This is a genomic window from Tardiphaga sp. GW821-FHT12E02 (assembly GCF_058807155.1).
Genome location: NZ_JBXAQK010000001.1, coordinates 718208 through 735006, shown reverse-complemented (window position 1 = coordinate 735006; position 16799 = coordinate 718208). Strand labels below are relative to the sequence as shown.

At 61.8% G+C, this 16799-nt stretch carries 20 protein-coding genes; 8 read left to right on the top strand and 12 right to left on the bottom strand.

The genetic code is table 11. The features are described 5' to 3' along the window. Position 1: 1 nt before the first annotated feature. From dapB to dnaK, 7 genes are all read right to left on the bottom strand, one after another. Positions 2-817 carry a 4-hydroxy-tetrahydrodipicolinate reductase gene (gene dapB, locus AC1RQ5_RS03505; RefSeq protein ID WP_493197100.1) on the bottom strand — a complete coding sequence of 272 codons (816 nt, stop codon included), beginning with the start codon at positions 815-817 and terminating at the stop codon, positions 2-4. Positions 818-921: 104 nt separating this feature from the next. Then, positions 922-1227 (bottom strand): DUF1330 domain-containing protein, encoded by a 306-nt coding sequence (locus AC1RQ5_RS03500; protein WP_493197099.1) that lies wholly within the window; start codon positions 1225-1227, stop codon positions 922-924. A gap of 126 nt (positions 1228-1353) precedes the next feature. Next, the gene (gene pyrF / locus AC1RQ5_RS03495; protein WP_493197098.1) at positions 1354-2070 is read right to left on the bottom strand and encodes an orotidine-5'-phosphate decarboxylase; all 717 of its coding nucleotides are present in this window, start codon (positions 2068-2070) and stop codon (positions 1354-1356) included. A gap of 7 nt (positions 2071-2077) precedes the next feature. Then, positions 2078-2653 (bottom strand): NADPH-dependent FMN reductase, encoded by a 576-nt coding sequence (locus AC1RQ5_RS03490; RefSeq protein ID WP_493197097.1) that lies wholly within the window; start codon positions 2651-2653, stop codon positions 2078-2080. 152 nt (positions 2654-2805) lie between these two features. Continuing rightward, entirely contained in the window at positions 2806-3408 is a 603-nt protein-coding gene (locus AC1RQ5_RS03485; RefSeq protein WP_398475892.1) for a class I SAM-dependent methyltransferase, read from the bottom strand. Between the two features lie 93 nt (positions 3409-3501). Continuing rightward, the gene (dnaJ, locus tag AC1RQ5_RS03480; protein ID WP_398475890.1) at positions 3502-4647 is read right to left on the bottom strand and encodes a molecular chaperone DnaJ; all 1146 of its coding nucleotides are present in this window, start codon (positions 4645-4647) and stop codon (positions 3502-3504) included. A gap of 160 nt (positions 4648-4807) precedes the next feature. Next, the gene (gene dnaK, locus AC1RQ5_RS03475; RefSeq protein ID WP_398475887.1) at positions 4808-6706 is read right to left on the bottom strand and encodes a molecular chaperone DnaK; all 1899 of its coding nucleotides are present in this window, start codon (positions 6704-6706) and stop codon (positions 4808-4810) included. 364 nt (positions 6707-7070) lie between these two features. Here dnaK and AC1RQ5_RS03470 point away from each other — a divergent pair, with 364 nt between their 5' ends. Both AC1RQ5_RS03470 and pncA read left to right on the top strand, forming a co-directional pair. Next, a complete protein-coding gene (locus AC1RQ5_RS03470; RefSeq protein ID WP_493197096.1) occupies positions 7071-8009 on the top strand; it encodes a hypothetical protein in 939 nt (312 codons plus the stop codon). A 68-nt stretch (positions 8010-8077) separates the two neighbouring features. Further along, positions 8078-8794: a bifunctional nicotinamidase/pyrazinamidase gene (gene pncA, locus AC1RQ5_RS03465; RefSeq protein WP_493197095.1), complete on the top strand. Its 717-nt coding sequence runs from the start codon at positions 8078-8080 to the stop codon at positions 8792-8794. On the opposite strand, the gene AC1RQ5_RS03460 is transcribed toward pncA, so the two are convergent. Both AC1RQ5_RS03460 and AC1RQ5_RS03455 read right to left on the bottom strand, forming a co-directional pair. Continuing rightward, positions 8783-10294 carry a hypothetical protein gene (locus tag AC1RQ5_RS03460; protein ID WP_493197094.1) on the bottom strand — a complete coding sequence of 504 codons (1512 nt, stop codon included), beginning with the start codon at positions 10292-10294 and terminating at the stop codon, positions 8783-8785. The two genes, pncA and AC1RQ5_RS03460, sit on opposite strands and share 12 nt — an antisense overlap. 68 nt (positions 10295-10362) lie before the next feature. Continuing rightward, positions 10363-11172, bottom strand: a complete 810-nt coding sequence (locus AC1RQ5_RS03455) for an undecaprenyl-diphosphate phosphatase (protein WP_398475879.1) — start codon at positions 11170-11172, stop codon at positions 10363-10365. A gap of 198 nt (positions 11173-11370) precedes the next feature. Between AC1RQ5_RS03455 and AC1RQ5_RS03450 the strand changes: the two genes are divergently transcribed. Next, positions 11371-12063: a glutathione S-transferase family protein gene (locus AC1RQ5_RS03450; protein ID WP_398475877.1), complete on the top strand. Its 693-nt coding sequence runs from the start codon at positions 11371-11373 to the stop codon at positions 12061-12063. After that, positions 12012-13199: a tRNA epoxyqueuosine(34) reductase QueG gene (queG, locus tag AC1RQ5_RS03445; protein ID WP_493197093.1), complete on the top strand. Its 1188-nt coding sequence runs from the start codon at positions 12012-12014 to the stop codon at positions 13197-13199. The genes AC1RQ5_RS03450 and queG overlap by 52 nt, the downstream gene beginning before the upstream one ends. 152 nt (positions 13200-13351) lie before the next feature. Here queG and AC1RQ5_RS03440 read toward each other — a convergent pair whose 3' ends face one another. After that, positions 13352-13816, bottom strand: a complete 465-nt coding sequence (locus tag AC1RQ5_RS03440; RefSeq protein WP_493197092.1) for a nuclear transport factor 2 family protein — start codon at positions 13814-13816, stop codon at positions 13352-13354. A gap of 61 nt (positions 13817-13877) precedes the next feature. Next, positions 13878-14660, bottom strand: coding sequence for an alpha/beta hydrolase (locus tag AC1RQ5_RS03435; RefSeq protein ID WP_493197091.1), 783 nt, complete (start codon positions 14658-14660; stop codon positions 13878-13880). A gap of 82 nt (positions 14661-14742) precedes the next feature. Between AC1RQ5_RS03435 and AC1RQ5_RS03430 the strand changes: the two genes are divergently transcribed. After that, positions 14743-14871: a hypothetical protein gene (locus AC1RQ5_RS03430; RefSeq protein ID WP_493197090.1), complete on the top strand. Its 129-nt coding sequence runs from the start codon at positions 14743-14745 to the stop codon at positions 14869-14871. Positions 14872-14939: 68 nt separating this feature from the next. Continuing rightward, positions 14940-15479, top strand: a complete 540-nt coding sequence (infC, locus tag AC1RQ5_RS03425; protein WP_398475987.1) for a translation initiation factor IF-3 — start codon at positions 14940-14942, stop codon at positions 15477-15479. Positions 15480-15651: 172 nt separating this feature from the next. On the opposite strand, the gene AC1RQ5_RS03420 is transcribed toward infC, so the two are convergent. Next, positions 15652-15798 carry a hypothetical protein gene (locus AC1RQ5_RS03420; RefSeq protein ID WP_211911126.1) on the bottom strand — a complete coding sequence of 49 codons (147 nt, stop codon included), beginning with the start codon at positions 15796-15798 and terminating at the stop codon, positions 15652-15654. Positions 15799-16094: 296 nt separating this feature from the next. On the opposite strand from AC1RQ5_RS03420, the gene rpmI reads away from it, so the two are divergent. Both rpmI and rplT read left to right on the top strand, forming a co-directional pair. Then, positions 16095-16295 carry a 50S ribosomal protein L35 gene (gene rpmI, locus AC1RQ5_RS03415; protein ID WP_002717744.1) on the top strand — a complete coding sequence of 67 codons (201 nt, stop codon included), beginning with the start codon at positions 16095-16097 and terminating at the stop codon, positions 16293-16295. Between the two features lie 70 nt (positions 16296-16365). Beyond that, on the top strand, positions 16366-16725 hold the full coding sequence (rplT, locus tag AC1RQ5_RS03410; protein ID WP_398475867.1) for a 50S ribosomal protein L20: 360 nt from the start codon (positions 16366-16368) through the stop codon (positions 16723-16725). Positions 16726-16799: the final 74 nt, after the last annotated feature.

Sequence of the window (16799 nt, the reverse complement as noted above, 5' to 3'; positions counted from 1 at the left end):
CTTACTTCTCACCAAGGCCGAGCACGTCGGCCATCGAATAATGTCCGGGCGGCTTGCCATGCGCCCACATGGCGGCCTTCAGCGCACCATGGGCGAAGATCATGCGGTCCTCGGCCTTGTGCACGAGTTCGATCCGCTCATGAGGGCCGGCGAAGATCACCGTGTGCTCGCCGGCCACGGTGCCGCCACGCAGCGAGGCGAAGCCGATATCGCCGGCCTTGCGGGCACCGGTGATGCCATCGCGGCCACGGGCCGAATGCGTATCGAGCGACACCCTGCGGCCGTCGGCAGCGGCTTGGCCGAGCATGAAGGCGGTGCCCGACGGCGCGTCGATCTTCGCCTTATGGTGCATCTCGAGCACTTCGATATCGAAACCGTCGTCAAGCGACTGGGCGACGCGCTTGACCAGAGCAGCCAAGAGATTGACGCCCAAGCTCATATTGCCGGACTGCACCACGATGGCCTGCTTGGTGACGCTCTTGATGACAGCATCATCCGACGCCGAGAGGCCCGTGGTGCCGATCACATGCACGATGCCACGCTGGGCCGCGATGGCGACATTGGCGATGGTCGCGGCCGGTACCGTGAAATCGAGGATGCCATCGGCTTCCTTCGAGATGGTCCACAGATCGGCCGACAGTTTGACGCCGTTTTCCGGCAGGCCGGCGAGAATGCCGGCATCCTGGCCGATCAGTTCCGAGGTCGGCGCCTCCAGCGCACCGGCGAGCACGGCACCGGGCGTGTCATGGATGGTGCGGATCAGCGCGCGGCCCATACGGCCGCCGGCGCCGGCAACGATCAATCTCATATCGGACATCTGGCGTTCCTTCGTATCTCAGGCGGTATAGCGGCGCGTGCTGCCCACGGCAACACGCGCGCGTCTTGCAAAACCCTCAGATACCAATCGAATCAAAGAGATGCTTAAGCGGGCTGCGGCCCGTCATAGCCTTCGATGATCACGAGATCGCTCTCGCCATGCGGTTTGCGCATCTCGACGAGACGCTGGTATTCCGGCGAATTGTAGCAGGCGAGAGCGGTCGCGTAGTCCGCGAATTCGAGTACGACGTTACGCGTGCGCGAGGTGCCTTCCTTGGCCTCGAACTGGCCACCGCGGACGATGAACTTCGCGCCGAATTTGGCGAAGACCGGGCCGTTCTCGGCGACGTATTGCTTATAGCCGTCCATGTTGTGCACATCGACGCGCGCGATCCAGTAGGCCTTTGGCATTTTGGTTCTCTCCCTGTTTATCTCAGTCCCTCATGGTGAGGAGGCGCGCAACGCCGTCTCGAACCATGAGCTTGTGAAACTCTGTCGCCCGTGGCCATCCTTCGAGACGCGCGCGATGCGCGCTCCTCAGGATGAGGGGCGGAGTGAAGTTTCGATCTCGGCGACAATCGCTTCCGCTGCAGCTTTTGGATCAGCCGCCGCAAGAATCGGCCGTCCCACCACCAGATAATCCGAACCTGCACCGATCGCCTTCGCGGGCGTCATCACACGCTTCTGGTCGCCGATGTCGGCACCGGCGGGACGTACGCCCGGCGTCACAAGCACCATCTCCGGCTTGATCAGCTTGCGCAGATTGCCGGCTTCTTCCGGCGAACAGACGAGACCATCGATGCCAAGCGCCTGCGCCTGCTGCGCGCGCGTCGTCACAAGATCACTGACGCCGAGCTGGTAGCCGGCGGCTTTGAGATCTTCATTATCGTAGGACGTCAGCACCGTGACCGCGAGAATGCGCAGGTCAGAACCTTTGCTGGCATTCGCCGCGGCCTGCATGGTCTGCGGATAAGCATGAACCGTGAGGAACGTCGCGCCGAGCTTGGCGACGCTCTCCACACCACGCGCAACGGTGTTGCCGATGTCATGCATCTTCAGATCGGCAAACACCTTCTTGCCGGCATCGGCGAGCTTACGCACCAGCGGCAGGCCGCCGGCATAACCGAGCTGATAGCCGATCTTGTAGAACGTCACGCTGTCGCTGAGCCGTTCGATCATCGCTTCGGCGGATGCCACATCGGGCACGTCGAGGGCGACGATCAGGCGGTCGCGGGGATCGATAATGGCGGTCATGTCAGGCTCACTTCATCTGCTGGGCGACATCGATCAACTGCCGCACCATGGATTGCATCGCCGCGACATCGGCGGGGTGTTTGAGACGATCCATCTCGTCATAGGCGTCGTCAGCATGCGATAGCGCCAGCTGGCTCGGGATCACCAGCGCGCGGCATGCCGAGAGCACCAGCCGCAGCGCCTCAAGACAGCGCGTGCCGCCGAGACGACCATTCGATGCGGCAGCGATGGCGAAGGCACGGCCACGAAACACATGGCCCCTTGCCTCTTGCCCGTCCGTCACGCGCGATACCCAGTCGATGGTATTTTTCACCAATGGCGGCAGCGAGGAATTGTATTCGGGGGTCACGATCAGCACGCCGTGATGCGATGCGATCATGCGCTTGAGGTTCAGCGCGTGCTTCGGCACGCCGGATGACGCTTCGAGATCGCCGTCATAGATCGGCAACGGAAAATCGCCGAGAGAGATGCGGGTGACCTCGGCATCGGCACGCACCAGCTCATCGACGGCAGCAGCGGCCAGCTTCGCATTGAGCGAGCCGGTGCGGAGTGAGCCGGGAATGACGAGAATCTTTGCGGGCATGGGTCAGGTCATCACTCTCTTGTCGTCCCCGCGTAGGCGAGGACCCATAGACACTGGAGAGATCATTGGATGCCGTAGCATCGGCCTTCGCGCTTAGCCAGACTGTCGGAGGCTATGGGTCCCCGCCTGCGCGGGGACGACGAGCTCTAGCCTCAGCCCTTGCGGTACACCCAGACGCGGGCGGGCGGAAGGTTCATCCAGATCCGCTCGGAGGCTTCGGTGGACACGCCGGGCAGCGACTTCGGGATCGGCGGCGCCACCGAATAGGTGAACTGCACGAAGGGCGCGCTGGGCGCGAGGGCCGCAAACGCATCGCGGATCAGCTTCAGGCGCGTCAGCATCGGTTTTGTCACAAGCGGCAGGCCGGAGACGACGGCAGCAGCCGGCTCTTTTAGCACGTCCCACAGCGTGTCACGCAGCGTATAGGCATCGCCTTGCACAACGGTCGCTTGCGGATAGCGCTCGCGGAGCAAGGCACAAAAGGTTGGATTGAATTCGACGAGCACCAGACGCTTCTGATCGATGCCATGGGCCACAAGCGCCGTGGTGATCGCGCCGGTGCCGGGCCCAAGTTCGATGACCGGACCGGTCCCTTTGGGATCGACATATTGCGCCATTGTGCGCGCCAGCGCTTTGCCGGACGGCATCACGGCGCCCATATGCAGCGGCTTGTCGATCCATGAACGGATGAAGCGGACTTCGTCATCGAGACGAAGCGGCTTTTTCAACGGACGCGCGGACGATTGCAGAGGCATTGTGCTTCCAAGCAGACCGCGGAACGTGCGGGACGTCAGAATTTCGTCATAAAGGGGTATCGTCAACCGTGGAAACGGTCAAGCATTCTAACGTCAGGACGCGTTGCGTGTTCCGAAGAAGTCCTTGACCTTGGTGAAGAATCCCGCTGCTTCTGGTTGCGTTGCACCAGACGAAAGCTTCTCGAATTCGCTGAGAAGTTCTTGCTGCTTCTTGGTCAGGTTCTGCGGCGTTTCAACCACGACCTGCACATACATGTCGCCGGACTGACGCGAACGCAGCACAGGCATGCCCTTGCCGCCAACGCGGAAACGACGCCCGGATTGCGTGCCGGACGGCACCTTCACCTTGTTGCGGTTGCCATCGATGGTGGGCACTTCGAATTCGCCGCCGAGTGCTGCCGTCACCATGGAGATCGGCACGCGACAATGCAGATCGGCGCCATCGCGCTGGAAGAAGTCGTGCGAGGCGAGCGACAGGAAGATGTAGAGGTCGCCCGCGGGACCGCCGCGCGTGCCGGCTTCGCCTTCATTGGCGAGGCGGATGCGGGTGCCATCCTCGACGCCGGCGGGAATGTTCACGGAGAGCGAGCGCTCGCGCTCGACACGGCCGGCGCCGGAGCAGCTTGGGCACGGGTCCTCGATCATCTGGCCGCGGCCGTGGCAGCTCGGGCAGGTGCGCTCCAGCGTGAAGAAGCCCTGGGCCTGACGCACACGGCCCTGGCCGGCGCAGGTCGAACAGGTCTTTGGCTTGGTGCCAGCCTTGGCGCCGGTGCCGGAGCAGGCTTCGCAGGTAACGGCGACAGGAATTTCGATCTGTGCTGTCTTGCCGGAGAAGGCTTCCTCCAGCGTGATTTCCATATTGTAGCGCAGGTCGGCGCCACGCTCGCGACCGCCGCTGCGGCCACCGCCACCACGCTGCCCGGCCATGCCGAACAGGTCTTCGAAAATATCGGAGAAGGACGAGGCAAAGCCGGAGCCGAAGCCCGGACCACCGCCGCCACCATGGCCCTGCTCAAAGGCGGCATGGCCGAAACGGTCATAGGCGGCGCGCTTGTCGCCGTCCTTGAGAACGTCATAGGCCTCGGCGATTTCCTTGAACTTCACTTCGGCGGCGGCATCGCCCGGGTTCTTGTCCGGGTGCCACTTCATCGCAAGCTTGCGGAACGAGGTCTTGAGCGTCGCGTCATTCGCGGTGCGCTCGACTTCCAGCGTCTCGTAGTAACATTGCTTGGTGGACATTCGTCAGATCCGCCCGAAATCCCAGGTCGCCGCATCATCATGATGCGATATATGCCGATGCAAAGGCTATGCTAGCCGCACCGACCTTACAAAAAATGACCCCCATCCATCGTCAGCTGCCTTGTGCTGCTGTGGATGAGGGTCATGATTTTGCTCGTGATCAGGCCGACTTCTTCGGCTTGTCGTCGTCGACTTCCGTGAACTCGGCGTCCACGATGTCGTCCTTGGCCGCATCGCGCTTGGCGTCGGCTTCGGCCTGCTGCGTGTACATCGCCTCGCCGAGCTTCATGGAAGCCTGGGCCAGCGTGTTGGTCTTGGTCTTGATCGCCTCTGCGTCGTCGCCCTTCAGCGCTTCCTTCAGATCGGCCATGGCGTCTTCAATGGCCTTGCGCTCGTCTTCGCCGACCTTGTCGCCATGCTCGGCAATCGCCTTCTCGGTCGAATGCACCAGCGCATCGCCATGGTTCTTGGCGTCCACGGCCTCACGGCGCTTCTTGTCGTCGGCCGCATTGGCTTCGGCGTCCTTGACCATCTTGTCGATGTCGGCTTCCGACAGACCACCAGATGCCTGAATCCGGATCTGCTGTTCCTTGTTGGTCGCCTTGTCCTTGGCCGAGACATTGACGATGCCGTTGGCGTCGATGTCGAAGGTCACCTCGACCTGCGGCATGCCGCGCGGCGCCGGCGGAATGCCCATCAGGTCGAACTGGCCGAGCGGCTTGTTGTCCGCAGCCATTTCGCGCTCGCCCTGGAAGACCCGGATGGTGACCGCGTTCTGATTGTCTTCAGCGGTCGAGAACACCTGGCTCTTCTTGGTCGGGATCGTGGTGTTGCGATCGATGATGCGGGTGAACACGCCACCCAGCGTCTCGATGCCCAGCGACAGCGGGGTGACGTCGAGCAGCAGCACGTCCTTGACGTCGCCCTGCAGAACGCCGGCCTGAATGGCGGCGCCGATGGCCACGACTTCGTCCGGGTTGACGCCCTTGTGGGGCTCCTTGCCGAAGAACTGCTTCACGACTTCCTGGATCTTCGGCATGCGGATCATGCCGCCGACCAGCACCACTTCGCCGATTTCACCGGCGGTGAGGCCGGCATCCTTCAGCGCCTTGCGGCAAGGCTCGATGGTCTTCTGCACGAGATCATCCACCAGCGCTTCGAACTTGGCGCGGGTCAGCTTCAGGGTCAGATGCTTCGGACCGGAGGCATCCGCCGTGATGAAGGGCAGGTTGATTTCGGTCTGGGTGGTGGACGACAGCTCGATCTTGGCCTTTTCAGCGGCTTCCTTCAGGCGCTGCAGGGCCAGCTTGTCGTTGCGCAGGTCAATGCCCTGCTCCTTCTTGAACTCGTCGGCGAGGTAGCCGACCAGACGCATGTCGAAGTCTTCACCGCCGAGGAAGGTGTCGCCATTGGTCGACTTCACCTCGAACACGCCATCGCCGATCTCGAGAATCGAGACGTCGAAGGTGCCGCCGCCGAGGTCGTACACGGCAATGGTGCCGGACTTGGACTTGTCGAGGCCATAGGCCAGCGCGGCAGCGGTCGGCTCGTTGATGATGCGGAGCACTTCGAGGCCGGCGATCTTGCCTGCGTCCTTGGTGGCCTGACGCTGGGCGTCATTGAAGTAAGCGGGAACCGTGATGACAGCCTGATCGACCGTCTGGCCGAGATGGGCTTCAGCGGTTTCCTTCATCTTCTGCAGGGTGAAGGCGGAGATCTGTGAGGGCGAATAGGTCTTGCCGTCGACTTCGACCCAGGCGTCGCCATTGCCACCCTTGGCAATCTTGTAGGGGACGAGCTTCTTGTCCTTTTCAACGGTCGGATCGTCGTAGCGGCGGCCGATGAGGCGCTTCACTGCGAAAATCGTACGCTCGGGATTGGTCACCGCCTGGCGCTTGGCCGGCTGGCCGACGAGGCGCTCGCCATCATCGGTGAAAGCGACGATCGACGGCGTCGTCCGCATACCTTCTGCGTTCTCGATCACCTTCGGCGTTTTGCCGTCCATGACGGCCACGCAGGAATTCGTCGTACCGAGGTCGATACCGATGACCTTTCCCATGCTCTCACTTCCTTCTTTTTGCGGCAGGTTGGCCGGGCCCAACGGGCGCCCCGCTCAAACCCCCAAATCAATCACATGCTCGCGATATTGCGACGCTCAGCGTCATATAGGAGGGGGCTAGGTTGCTGCAAGGCATCCCATCGCGGCTTAGGCGCGGAAATCATAGGGTATTCGGGAAATTAATTAACCCTGAATGCGTGGTCGGAAACTGACAACGCGGCGGATCGGCGCGGGACCTTGCGGGAACGGATTTGTGCCTTGATCTGTTGCTGGAACAGGGCAACCTAAGCCCGTTTCGGCTGGCTGGCCGCTCTGGCCGCCCCGTCCGTCGCCCCGCCGCAACACCGAACCAAGTAAGAGCCTGATGAGACACCTCGCGCCCCTGTTCGCCCTGACCGTGTTGCTGGCCGCTCATGCCCCGGCCTCCGCGGCCGATCCCATCTATCCGCCCGGGGTCCGCATCGGGGTGACCCCGTCGGTGGGGCTGGAGCCGTCCAAGACCTTTACGGGATTCCAGACCTCGGATCAGGGCGTGAAGATGCTGATGACCGAATTGCCGGCCAGTGCCTTCACCGAGGTCGAGACGGCGTTCAGGACCAACCCGGCCAGCATGACGCTCAAGCCGGAGACCATCGAGACCGGCGCCGGCCAGGCCTTCTACACCGTCGAGCCCACCAAGGACGCCGCCGGCGTTCCCGTGCGTCGCTACTCAATGATCATCAATGGCGGCACCTTCTCGGGCTATGTCGCAGTGCAAGTTCCTGAAAACGCCCAGAAAATCTATACCGACGATGCCGTCCGGCAGATGTTTGCCAGCGTCACCGTGCGCAAGGAAGTGCCCCTCGACGAGCAGCTCGGCATGATGCCGTTCAAGATTTCGGAGCTCAGCGCCTTCAAGACTGTCCGTACGCTGGCGCCGGGTGCCGCGATTCTCTTGGCGGATTCCGCCGACGAGAATGCCATCGAGCAGGGCCCGTTCATGATCCTCGGCAGCGTCGGCTCGGCGCCCGATCGGCCCGATGACCGCGGCCGTTTCGCTCAGCAGGCGGCCGCCCAGATCCCCGGCCTGCGCGACGCGCGCATCACGCTGTCCGAGCCACAGCGGATTGATGGTGCCCCGGGCTACGAGACCCGGATCGACGCCATCAGCGGCAAAGGCAACACGCCGGTGACCGTGGTGCAGTGGCTGCGCTTCGGCTCGGGCAAGACCGCCATGCGCATCATTGCCAGCGCCCCGCGCGACGACTGGTCGAAAGCCTTCCCGCGCTTCCGTGCCGTCCGCGACGGTATCGAGCCGCGCTGACTCAACCGAAAGCTTTACGGCGATCTCCCGACCTGATTTGCTGGCGCATTCCGGCGGGAGATGTTGCGATGTTTGATCGACGTCAGCTTCTTGTGGGATTTGGTGCGATGACTGCAGCCAGCATGATGCCCAACGCGCTCGAAGCAGCCGGCAAAGTGACCGCCGACCGCAATTCTGTGCTGCTCGTGGTGGACGTGCAGAACTGCTTCCTGCCCGGTGGCAGCCTGGCGGTGAAAGATGGCGACAAGGTCGTGCCCGTCATCAATGCCATCGCCAAGAAATTCACGCATGTGGTGCTGACCCAGGACTGGCATACGCCCGGCCATATCTCATTCGCCTCCAGCCACGGCGGCAAGAAGCCGTTCGACACCACCGACGTCGCTTATGGCAAGCAGGTTTTGTGGCCCGACCATTGCGTTATGGGCACCGAAGGCGCGGCGCTGTCGAAGGATCTGGCTATCCCGCACGCTCAGCTCGTTCTGCGCAAAGGCTACGAGAAGGCGGTCGACAGCTATTCGGCTTTCACCGAAGCGGATGGCAAGACCACGACCGGCCTTGCCGGCTATCTGAAAGCGCGCAAACTGCAACGCATCTTCATAGCCGGGCTGGCCACCGATTTCTGCGTGGCGTGGTCGGCACTGGACGCACGCAAGGCAGGGTTCGAGACCTATGTGATCGAGGACGCCTGTCGTGGCATCGATACGCAGGGCTCACTCGCCAAGGCGTGGAGCGATATGACCAAAGCCGGCGTGAAGCGCGTCAAATCCGGCGATCTAGCTGCCTGACGCCTTCCGCGTGAAAATCCCGACTTTGTTGACGGTATCGACCAGCTCGAAATCCGTCAGCAAAGCGGCGACATCCGGATGTGCCTTCAGCCAGTCGCTGCCATGGCCGGTGAGGTCGTCCACGATCAGGATCGTTGGCGGCATATGGCGGATATCCGCGATCAATCTCTCACGCTCGCGTTGCACATAGGGTTGAAGCATATAGTCCCGCGCCTGATCCAGCATGCCATCGCGGCGCATGACATTCAGATAGGTGTCGATCCAGAGCCCCTGCTGGCGCGATACCCAGGTGCCGCCGATGGCGCGGGTGAGTGGATGACCAATCCCTGGCTCAGCCGTGATCGCGAGAACAGCCGGATCTTTCTGGCCAAGCTGCGCGACTCGCTGCTGCAGCGGCAACGCATCGAAAGATGTGTCGAACCACAGCATCGAACGGACGAACAGCGCGAGCAGCAACAGACTGCCCCCGAGCCGCCAGATGCGCGATGCGCCGGTCTCCGACGTTAATGCATAGCCAAGGGCAAACAGAGCCAGCGCGATCGCGGGATAGGATTGATACGGCCAGCCTTTACCCTGCAACATGAAAGCCACGGCGAAGGCGGCCGAGGTCGCCATCAGGAGAGTCAGCGACGGCGATAGCCGATGCCTGCGATGCAAGGCGACGATCGCGAGCAAGGCAATGGCCCAGAGTGAGACGGCGGGCTTTTCCAGCAGCGCCATCAAGGGCGGTTTGACCGGCACATAGACGTCGCGCAGCAGCGGCAGAATGTCGGTGAAGAATTGCGGCCAGAGGATCGCTGTGACGATCACATAAAGAAGACCGGCAACCGCCGCCGCAACGTGTTCAGGCAAAAGCAGCACGCGCCATGACGCGCGCGTCACGACACCGACGACCGCAAGCGGGACATAAACGGCCAAAGCGAAATGCGGCTTGAACGCCAAGGTTACTGCCGCACCGAATCCCGCCGCGACCGGCAGCCATCGCGGCGGCACACCACCCGTGATGCGGTCGATCAGCGTCGCCAGAAAAGGGAGCAAGGCGATCAGCGCTATATGTTCGCGCTGACCAAAAGTGTGGGTCGGCAGAATCGCCAGAACGGCGAAGGCCAACAGCAGAAGCACCCAACCACGCGCGCCAGTGAAACCAGCATGTCGCCGCAACAGAAGCGTGCAAAAGGTGAGCGATGCGAGAATGCCAAGGAAGACCAGCGCATCGACAATGGTTTCTGCGGCAAGTCCGGTCATGCGCGACAGGACGATGGCCGGCAAATACGCCAGCACGGACATCGGCGGATTGGTTTCAAGCACGTCGGTATAAAGGCGGCCACCACCGAGCACGCGCTCGCCGGCCGTGAGCAGCCAGCTCACATCCGTATTGGCCGCCAGCACCTGCCGAAGCCAGATCGCGGCGGCGAACAGGCCTGCCAATGCAAGCCAGCCGACAAGCGAGCGTCGCGCGCCTGACATCGCAGGCGTGCCGGCTTCGAGATTCATGGTCATTGCGATCGTCCGCTGATGGCGGCGACCCTAGAGCTCAGGTTTTAATAAGTTGTTTACCGACAGGACGCTTACGCGCCGAGCGCCAGCGCGATCAGGCCAAGCGTGCCGACTATCACGCGCCACCATGCAAACAGCGCGAAGCCGTGGCGGGTGACGTAATTCAGCAGGGTCTTCACGACGAAGATCGCAGTGATGAACGAGACGGCGAAGCCGATGGCGATGATGACAGCGCCATCCGACGTGATGTCATTGCGGCTCTTGTAGAGATCATAGGCAAAGGCGCCGACCATGGTCGGGATCGCCAGGAAGAACGAGAACTCCGCAGCGGCGCGCTTGTCGGCGCCCATCAGCATGGCGCCCACAATCGTGGCACCCGAACGCGACACGCCGGGGATCATGGCCACGCACTGGCAGCAGCCGATCTTGAAGTAAGTGAGCAGCGGAAACTCGGTGGCATCGTGATGCACCGGTTGCAGATCAAGCTGATCGACCCAGAGCAAAATGGCTCCGCCGACGATCAATGTGAAACACACGACCCAGGGATTGAACAGATACCCCTTGATGTAGCCGCCAACGGCCGCGCCGAGCACGGCTGCCGGCAGGAAGGCAATCAGCACGCCGATCACGAAACGGCGAGCGGCTGCATCGCCCTTGAACATATCGAGCGCGATCCGCCACAGTTTGCCGAAATAGATCGAGAGAATGGCGAGAATGGCGCCAAGCTGGATCAGGATTGCAAAGCTTTTCCAGAGACCGATCTCGTCGAGTCCCAGAATGCGTTCGACGAGAAGGACATGGCCCGTGGAGGACACCGGCAGGAATTCGGTGGCGCCCTCGACAACACCGAGAATCACCGCCCTCAACACATCAGACATCATCGACTTGCCGTCCTGATTTTGCGGGCCTCAAAAAGCCGGGTTCTTCTCGCTTATTCCCTGCATTGCTGCAATCGCAAAAAGCGTGCAATCGCGCCTTGCCTCTCATGCGCGCTTCGCTAGTTTGGCGCGCTTCGCGCATCATTTATACCACCGCGACCGAGACGCTTTGTTAACGCCGCTTCCTTAACCAAGGCCCGCATGTACACGCTCTATCATCACGCGTTCTGTCCGCATTCGCGCTTCGTTCGTCTTGTTCTCGGCGAATATGGCCTGGACTTGACGCTGGTCGATGAGCGGCCGTGGGATCGGCGTGAGGATTTTCTGAAGCTCAATCCGGCGGGAACCACGCCGGTGCTGGTCGCCGAAGACACGCCACCGATTCCCGGTGCCAGCATCATCGCCGAATATCTCGACGAGGTGCATGGGCATGAAGCCGGTGATCGCCGGCTGCTGCCGACATCCATGGCCGAGCGCATCGAAGTGCGCCGCCTGATGGCCTGGTTTAACGAAAAATTCTTCGAGGAGGCCTCCGGTCCTCTCGTCACCGAACGCATCTATAAGCGCTTCATGAGCGAGGATATCGGCGGTGGCGCGCCATCGATGGACGTGATTCGCGCAGCCAACGCGAATGTGCGCTATCATCTGGCCTATATCGGCTGGCTGGCACGGACGCGAAACTTCCTGGCCGGCGACCGAATGACGTATGCAGATCTGGTCGCGGCAGCGCATCTGTCGGCGATCGATTACCTGGGCGATGTGCCATGGAGCGAGGACGACGCAGCGAAGGCCTGGTACGCACGGATCAAGTCACGTCCGTCGTTCCGACCGCTGCTGAGCGAATGGCTGGCGGGCGTGCCGGCCTCGCGGACCTATGTGGATCTCGATTTCTGAGCGCTGACGGCGCCACGCCACTTCCAGCCGATCTGAAGGACAGACTTGCGCGCGAGGCGCAGGCCCTGGGTTTCGAGGCGATCGGCATCACCGATCCCGCGGCCATCGATGGCGCACGCGTGAAGCTGGAGGCCTTTCTCGACGCCGGCGCGCATGGTGAGATGGACTGGCTGGCCGACAATCCCGCCCGCCGCGCTGATCCGAAGGTGATGTGGCAGGATGTGCGCTCGGTGATCATGCTCGGCATGAATTACGGGCCCGACGAGAACCCGATGGCGATTCTCGCCGAGCGATCCAGTGCTGCGATCTCGGTCTATGCCCGCGGCGATGACTATCACGACCTCATCAAGAAGCGCCTCAAGCAACTCGCACACTGGCTGATCGCCGAAGCCGGCGGCGAGGTGAAAGTCTTCGTCGACACGGCGGCGGTGATGGAGAAGCCGCTGGCGTCTGCCGCTGGACTGGGTTGGCAGGGCAAGCACACGAACATGGTGTCGCGGGAATTCGGCTCATGGCTGTTTCTCGGCGCCATCTTCACCACGCTTGACCTGCCGCGCGATGAGCCGATCACCGATCGCTGCGGCTCCTGCCGTTCATGTCTCGACAGCTGCCCGACATCGGCTTTCATCGCGCCGTATCGGCTGGATGCGCGACGCTGCATTTCCTATCTCACCATCGAGCACAAAGGCCCGATCCCGCACGAATTCCGCAAAGCCATGGGCAATCGCATCTATGGCTGCGACGACTGCCTCGCGGCGTGCCCGTGGAACAAGTTTGCGCAGGAAGGGCGTGAAGCCAAGCTCGCGGCACGCGATGAATTGCGCGCGCCGACGCTGGCCGAGTTGTCGAAGCTGGATGATGCCGCATTCCGTGCGTTGTTCACGAAATCGCCGGTGAAGCGCATCGGCCGCAACCGATTCCTGCGCAATGTGCTGATCGCGATTGGCAATTCGGGCGATGCAGCACTGATCGATGATGCGAGGCGGCTGTTGCACGACGATAACCCGCTCGTGCGTGGCGCTGCGGTTTGGGCGCTGGGCCAGCTGATGTCGGGCGATGCGTTTGCAGAACTCGGGACGACCATCGATCACGATGAAGATGTTCGTGCCGAATGGCGTAACGCGCGCGCATTGTAGGCTGCGCTTTCTTTGAACTCCGCCTTCATCCTGAGGAGCGCGAAGCGCGTCTCGAAGGATGGCCCGAAGCTCCGGCGCCCTCCATCTCATGGTTCGAGACGCGCGCAAATGCGCGCTCCTCACCATGAGGGACAGTGTATAGGCGCTCGCCCCTACAGATGCCTCTTCATCTCCGGCCGCGCCTTGAGCGCTGCGCCCTGTTTGCCGACGATTTTCGCGATCCGCTCCGGCGCGAAATTGAGATCGACAAAAGCTGGCGCCGTGTTCGCGACTTCCTGATAGCTCACGATCAGCCCATTGCGCAGCGTCATGATCGCAACACCCTCGAACATCGCGCGCTTGCCCTGCGCTTCCGGCAGTTTCGAGCGATAGCTGAACGTATAGCGCGCATAAAGCGTGACGCCGTTGCTGACGGGATCATGCATGTCCCAGCGGAAATCCTCGGCGGTCTCGTAGAAATGATGGTCGATCATGTCGGCGATTTTTGCGCGACCTGCGAAGGCACCGTAGAATACGTCGTGATAGACGCCGTCTTCAGTAAACAGGTTGGCAAAGCTCTTGCCGTCGCGCGTTTCGACGGATGAGCAGAACGTCCGCAACATGGCGGTCGTATCCATAGCGTTTCTCCGGAAGGTTTATTGTTGACGACAAACCTACCGGAAGAGACCGTCAGCGCAATCAGAACTCCGCCACCGTCGCCAGCAACCGCCCGATATCCTGCGGTCGCGACAGGCGATGATCGCCGTCCTGGATCATGGTCAGCACCACGTCTTCACTCGGCAGCCGTTCGGCCAGCCGGAACGCATGCTGCCACGGCACATCCGGGTCCTGTCGGCCCTGCAGGATGCGGACGGGGCAGCCGACATCGATGGAGCTGCCGAGGAGAAGATGATTGCGCCCCTCCTCGATCAGCCGCTTCGTGATCGGATAGGGCGCGCCATAGTCCGAGGGCCGCAGCCATTGTCCGGTGGCCTCGATCTCGGCGCGGATTTCCGGCGAAAACTGTTTCCACATCAGCTCTTCGGTAAAATCCGGCGCCGGCGCGATCAGCACCAGCGCCCGCAGCGAGGCACGGCCGGCCTTGCCGCGTTTGGCAATGGCGCGCGCCAAAAGCAGCGCCATCCAGCCACCCATGGAGGAACCGACCACGATCTGCGGACCCTGACAGGCCGCATCAAAAGCGGCGAGACCGTCCTCGAGCCAGTCGCCGATGGTGCCATCGGCAAAGTTACCGCTGGATTCGCCATGCCCGGAATAATCGAACCGCACACAGGCGCGGCCGTGCTGCGCGGCCCATTCGTCCAGCGCCACGGCTTTTCCGCCCTGCATGTCGGATTTGAAGCCGCTCATCCAGAAAACGCCCGGCGCCGCACCTTCGCGGACCCGCATGGCGATCTGCCGGCGCGCAGCGCCGCTGCCGACGGTGATGAAACTGGGATCGGGCGCCGTCGCCGTGGTCATCGGACGATCTCCATCCTGCTGGAACTGCGGTGGTGTTTGCTGGAGCGAGGCTGGAACGTCAACGCCAGCACGGCGTTTCCGGATGGAACTGGCGCTTGCGGAACAGCGCGCGGCACTCTATGTGGGCTGCGTCCGGTTGGCGGACGATTTTGTCGGGTCCGTCGTGGCGCAAATGCTGCTGACTGAAGCGATCTGGCGCCGCGTTGCGTGAGTTTGCTTGCTCAAAACGCCTTATTCCGACAAAGTGCCGCCTTCCATCACAACCTTGGAGAATATCCCATTCGCCGTCCGAACAGAGCCCCGCCCACTGCAGCCAAAGATGGGCCGCGCACCAACGATGAAATCCGTAATGCCCAGATCCAGCTGATCGATCAGGAAGGTGTCAATCACGGCACCATCGAGACGATGCTGGCGATCAAGATGGCTGCTGAGGCCGGCATGGATCTCGTCGAGATTTCGCCGAACGTGGCGCCGCCGGTCTGCAAGATCATGGACTACGGCAAGTTCAAGTATTCGGCGCAGAAGAAGGCCGCCGAAGCGCGCAAGCGTCAGAAGACCGTCGAAATCAAGGAGATCAAGCTCCGCCCGATGATCGACGATCACGACTATGGCGTGAAGATGCGGGCGATGCAGCGGTTCTTCGAAGAAGGCGACAAGGTCAAGATCACCTTGCGCTATCGTGGCCGCGAAATGGCGCACCAGGAAATCGGCACCAAGCTGCTCGACAAGGTGAAGGCGGATGTCGCCGAATTCGCCAAGGTGGAGCAGGACGCGAAGTTCGAAGGCCGCCAGGTGGTCATGGTTCTGGCCCCGCGTTAAGCGACCGGACCAATCAAGAGTTTCGGCCCGTCAATTTGGCGGGCCTTTTCTTTTGGCGATTGCGGGATCGTAGGATGGGTTGAACGAAGGCGCTAAGCGCCGGAGTGATACCCATCACGGCCGGGCGCTAATGGTGATGGGTTTTCGCTTCGCTCAACCCATCCTACGGCCGTCAGCCCAGAACGAACGAAAGCGCTCCGGCAAGAGCCGTCACAGCAGCGAGGCCAGCGGCCACGAACAGCCAGCCGGCGGCGGCTTGCGCGGCGGATTCTTGCTGGATGGCGACCGCGCGGGCGGCGGTGCGTCGATTGCGGACCATTATTGGTGTCCTTTCAATGATCGAATGCTTCGCAGCAGATAGGCATGCATAGCCGAGTCGGCCAGTCCAGAACCAGTTTTTCGGCTAAAAGTTGCGATCGCTTAAACGTTGCCAAGCTGTCGCATCTCTGCCATAAGCCCGGCTTCGTCGACCGGCTGATCAAGGGCTGCCGTGGCGACGTCCGTGACGATCTATTTCATTCCGGAAATAATCGAGCACAATCAACGCTCTAACGAGCATTTTCGGCCGATGCAGCGCCCTCCGGGGCGTTTTCTGCGTGGCTAGAGGAGAGCAAAATGCCCAAGTTGAAGACCAAGTCGGGCGCTAAAAAGCGCTTCAAAGTCACCGGCACCGGCAAAGTTGTGTCGGCCCATGCCGGTAAGCGCCACGGTATGATCAAGCGGACGAAGAAGCAGATTCGTCAGCTCCGCGGCACCCGCGTGCTGTTCAAGACCGATGGCGACAATATCAAGCAGTACTTCCTGCCAAACGCCTGATCCCCTGCCACTGCGCCCTGTGCGCGGTGCATTCACCCCCTTTTGTTATTTCAGATGAAGGAGATCAGTCATGGCTCGCGTTAAACGCGGTGTGACGGCTCATGCCAAGCACAAGAAAGTCTACAAGCTCGCCAAGGGTTTTCGCGGTCGCCGCAAAAACACCATCCGCGCCGCCAAGGCCGCCGTCGACAAGGCCGGCCAGTATGCGTTCCGCGATCGCAAGCGCAAGAAGCGTACGTTCCGCGCCCTCTGGATCCAGCGCCTGAACGCTGCCGTCCGTCCGCTCGGCATGACCTACAGCGTGTTTATCAACGGTCTTGCCAAGTCCGGCATCACTGTCGACCGCAAGGTTCTGTCTGATCTCGCGATCAACGAACCGGCGGCGTTCAACGCGATCGCTGAGAAGGCCAAGGCTGCTCTCGCAGCCTAACCTCTCCGCTTCCCGCGGATCTATCGACATTGTCATGGCCGGGCAGAGGCGCTTCAAGCGCCCCTGTTCCGGCC

Bases quoted from the DNA above. Each gene is read 5' to 3' on its own strand.
- dapB (WP_493197100.1), bottom strand. From the start codon at position 817: ATGTCCGATATGAGATTGATCGTTGCCGGCGCCGGCGGCCGTATGGGC.
- rpmI (WP_002717744.1), top strand. From the start codon at position 16,095: ATGCCCAAGTTGAAGACCAAGTCGGGCGCTAAAAAGCGCTTCAAAGTC.
- AC1RQ5_RS03490 (WP_493197097.1), bottom strand. From the start codon at position 2,653: ATGCCCGCAAAGATTCTCGTCATTCCCGGCTCACTCCGCACCGGCTCG.
- AC1RQ5_RS03485 (WP_398475892.1), bottom strand. From the start codon at position 3,408: ATGCCTCTGCAATCGTCCGCGCGTCCGTTGAAAAAGCCGCTTCGTCTC.
- AC1RQ5_RS03460 (WP_493197094.1), bottom strand. From the start codon at position 10,294: ATGACCATGAATCTCGAAGCCGGCACGCCTGCGATGTCAGGCGCGCGA.
- pncA (WP_493197095.1), top strand. From the start codon at position 8,078: ATGTTTGATCGACGTCAGCTTCTTGTGGGATTTGGTGCGATGACTGCA.
- queG (WP_493197093.1), top strand. From the start codon at position 12,012: ATGGCTGGCGGGCGTGCCGGCCTCGCGGACCTATGTGGATCTCGATTT.
- AC1RQ5_RS03450 (WP_398475877.1), top strand. From the start codon at position 11,371: ATGTACACGCTCTATCATCACGCGTTCTGTCCGCATTCGCGCTTCGTT.
- AC1RQ5_RS03440 (WP_493197092.1), bottom strand. From the start codon at position 13,816: ATGGATACGACCGCCATGTTGCGGACGTTCTGCTCATCCGTCGAAACG.
- dnaJ (WP_398475890.1), bottom strand. From the start codon at position 4,647: ATGTCCACCAAGCAATGTTACTACGAGACGCTGGAAGTCGAGCGCACC.
- dnaK (WP_398475887.1), bottom strand. From the start codon at position 6,706: ATGGGAAAGGTCATCGGTATCGACCTCGGTACGACGAATTCCTGCGTG.
- AC1RQ5_RS03435 (WP_493197091.1), bottom strand. From the start codon at position 14,660: ATGACCACGGCGACGGCGCCCGATCCCAGTTTCATCACCGTCGGCAGC.
- pyrF (WP_493197098.1), bottom strand. From the start codon at position 2,070: ATGACCGCCATTATCGATCCCCGCGACCGCCTGATCGTCGCCCTCGAC.
- AC1RQ5_RS03420 (WP_211911126.1), bottom strand. From the start codon at position 15,798: ATGGTCCGCAATCGACGCACCGCCGCCCGCGCGGTCGCCATCCAGCAA.
- AC1RQ5_RS03500 (WP_493197099.1), bottom strand. From the start codon at position 1,227: ATGCCAAAGGCCTACTGGATCGCGCGCGTCGATGTGCACAACATGGAC.
- AC1RQ5_RS03430 (WP_493197090.1), top strand. From the start codon at position 14,743: ATGGAACTGGCGCTTGCGGAACAGCGCGCGGCACTCTATGTGGGCTGC.
- AC1RQ5_RS03470 (WP_493197096.1), top strand. From the start codon at position 7,071: ATGAGACACCTCGCGCCCCTGTTCGCCCTGACCGTGTTGCTGGCCGCT.
- rplT (WP_398475867.1), top strand. From the start codon at position 16,366: ATGGCTCGCGTTAAACGCGGTGTGACGGCTCATGCCAAGCACAAGAAA.
- AC1RQ5_RS03455 (WP_398475879.1), bottom strand. From the start codon at position 11,172: ATGATGTCTGATGTGTTGAGGGCGGTGATTCTCGGTGTTGTCGAGGGC.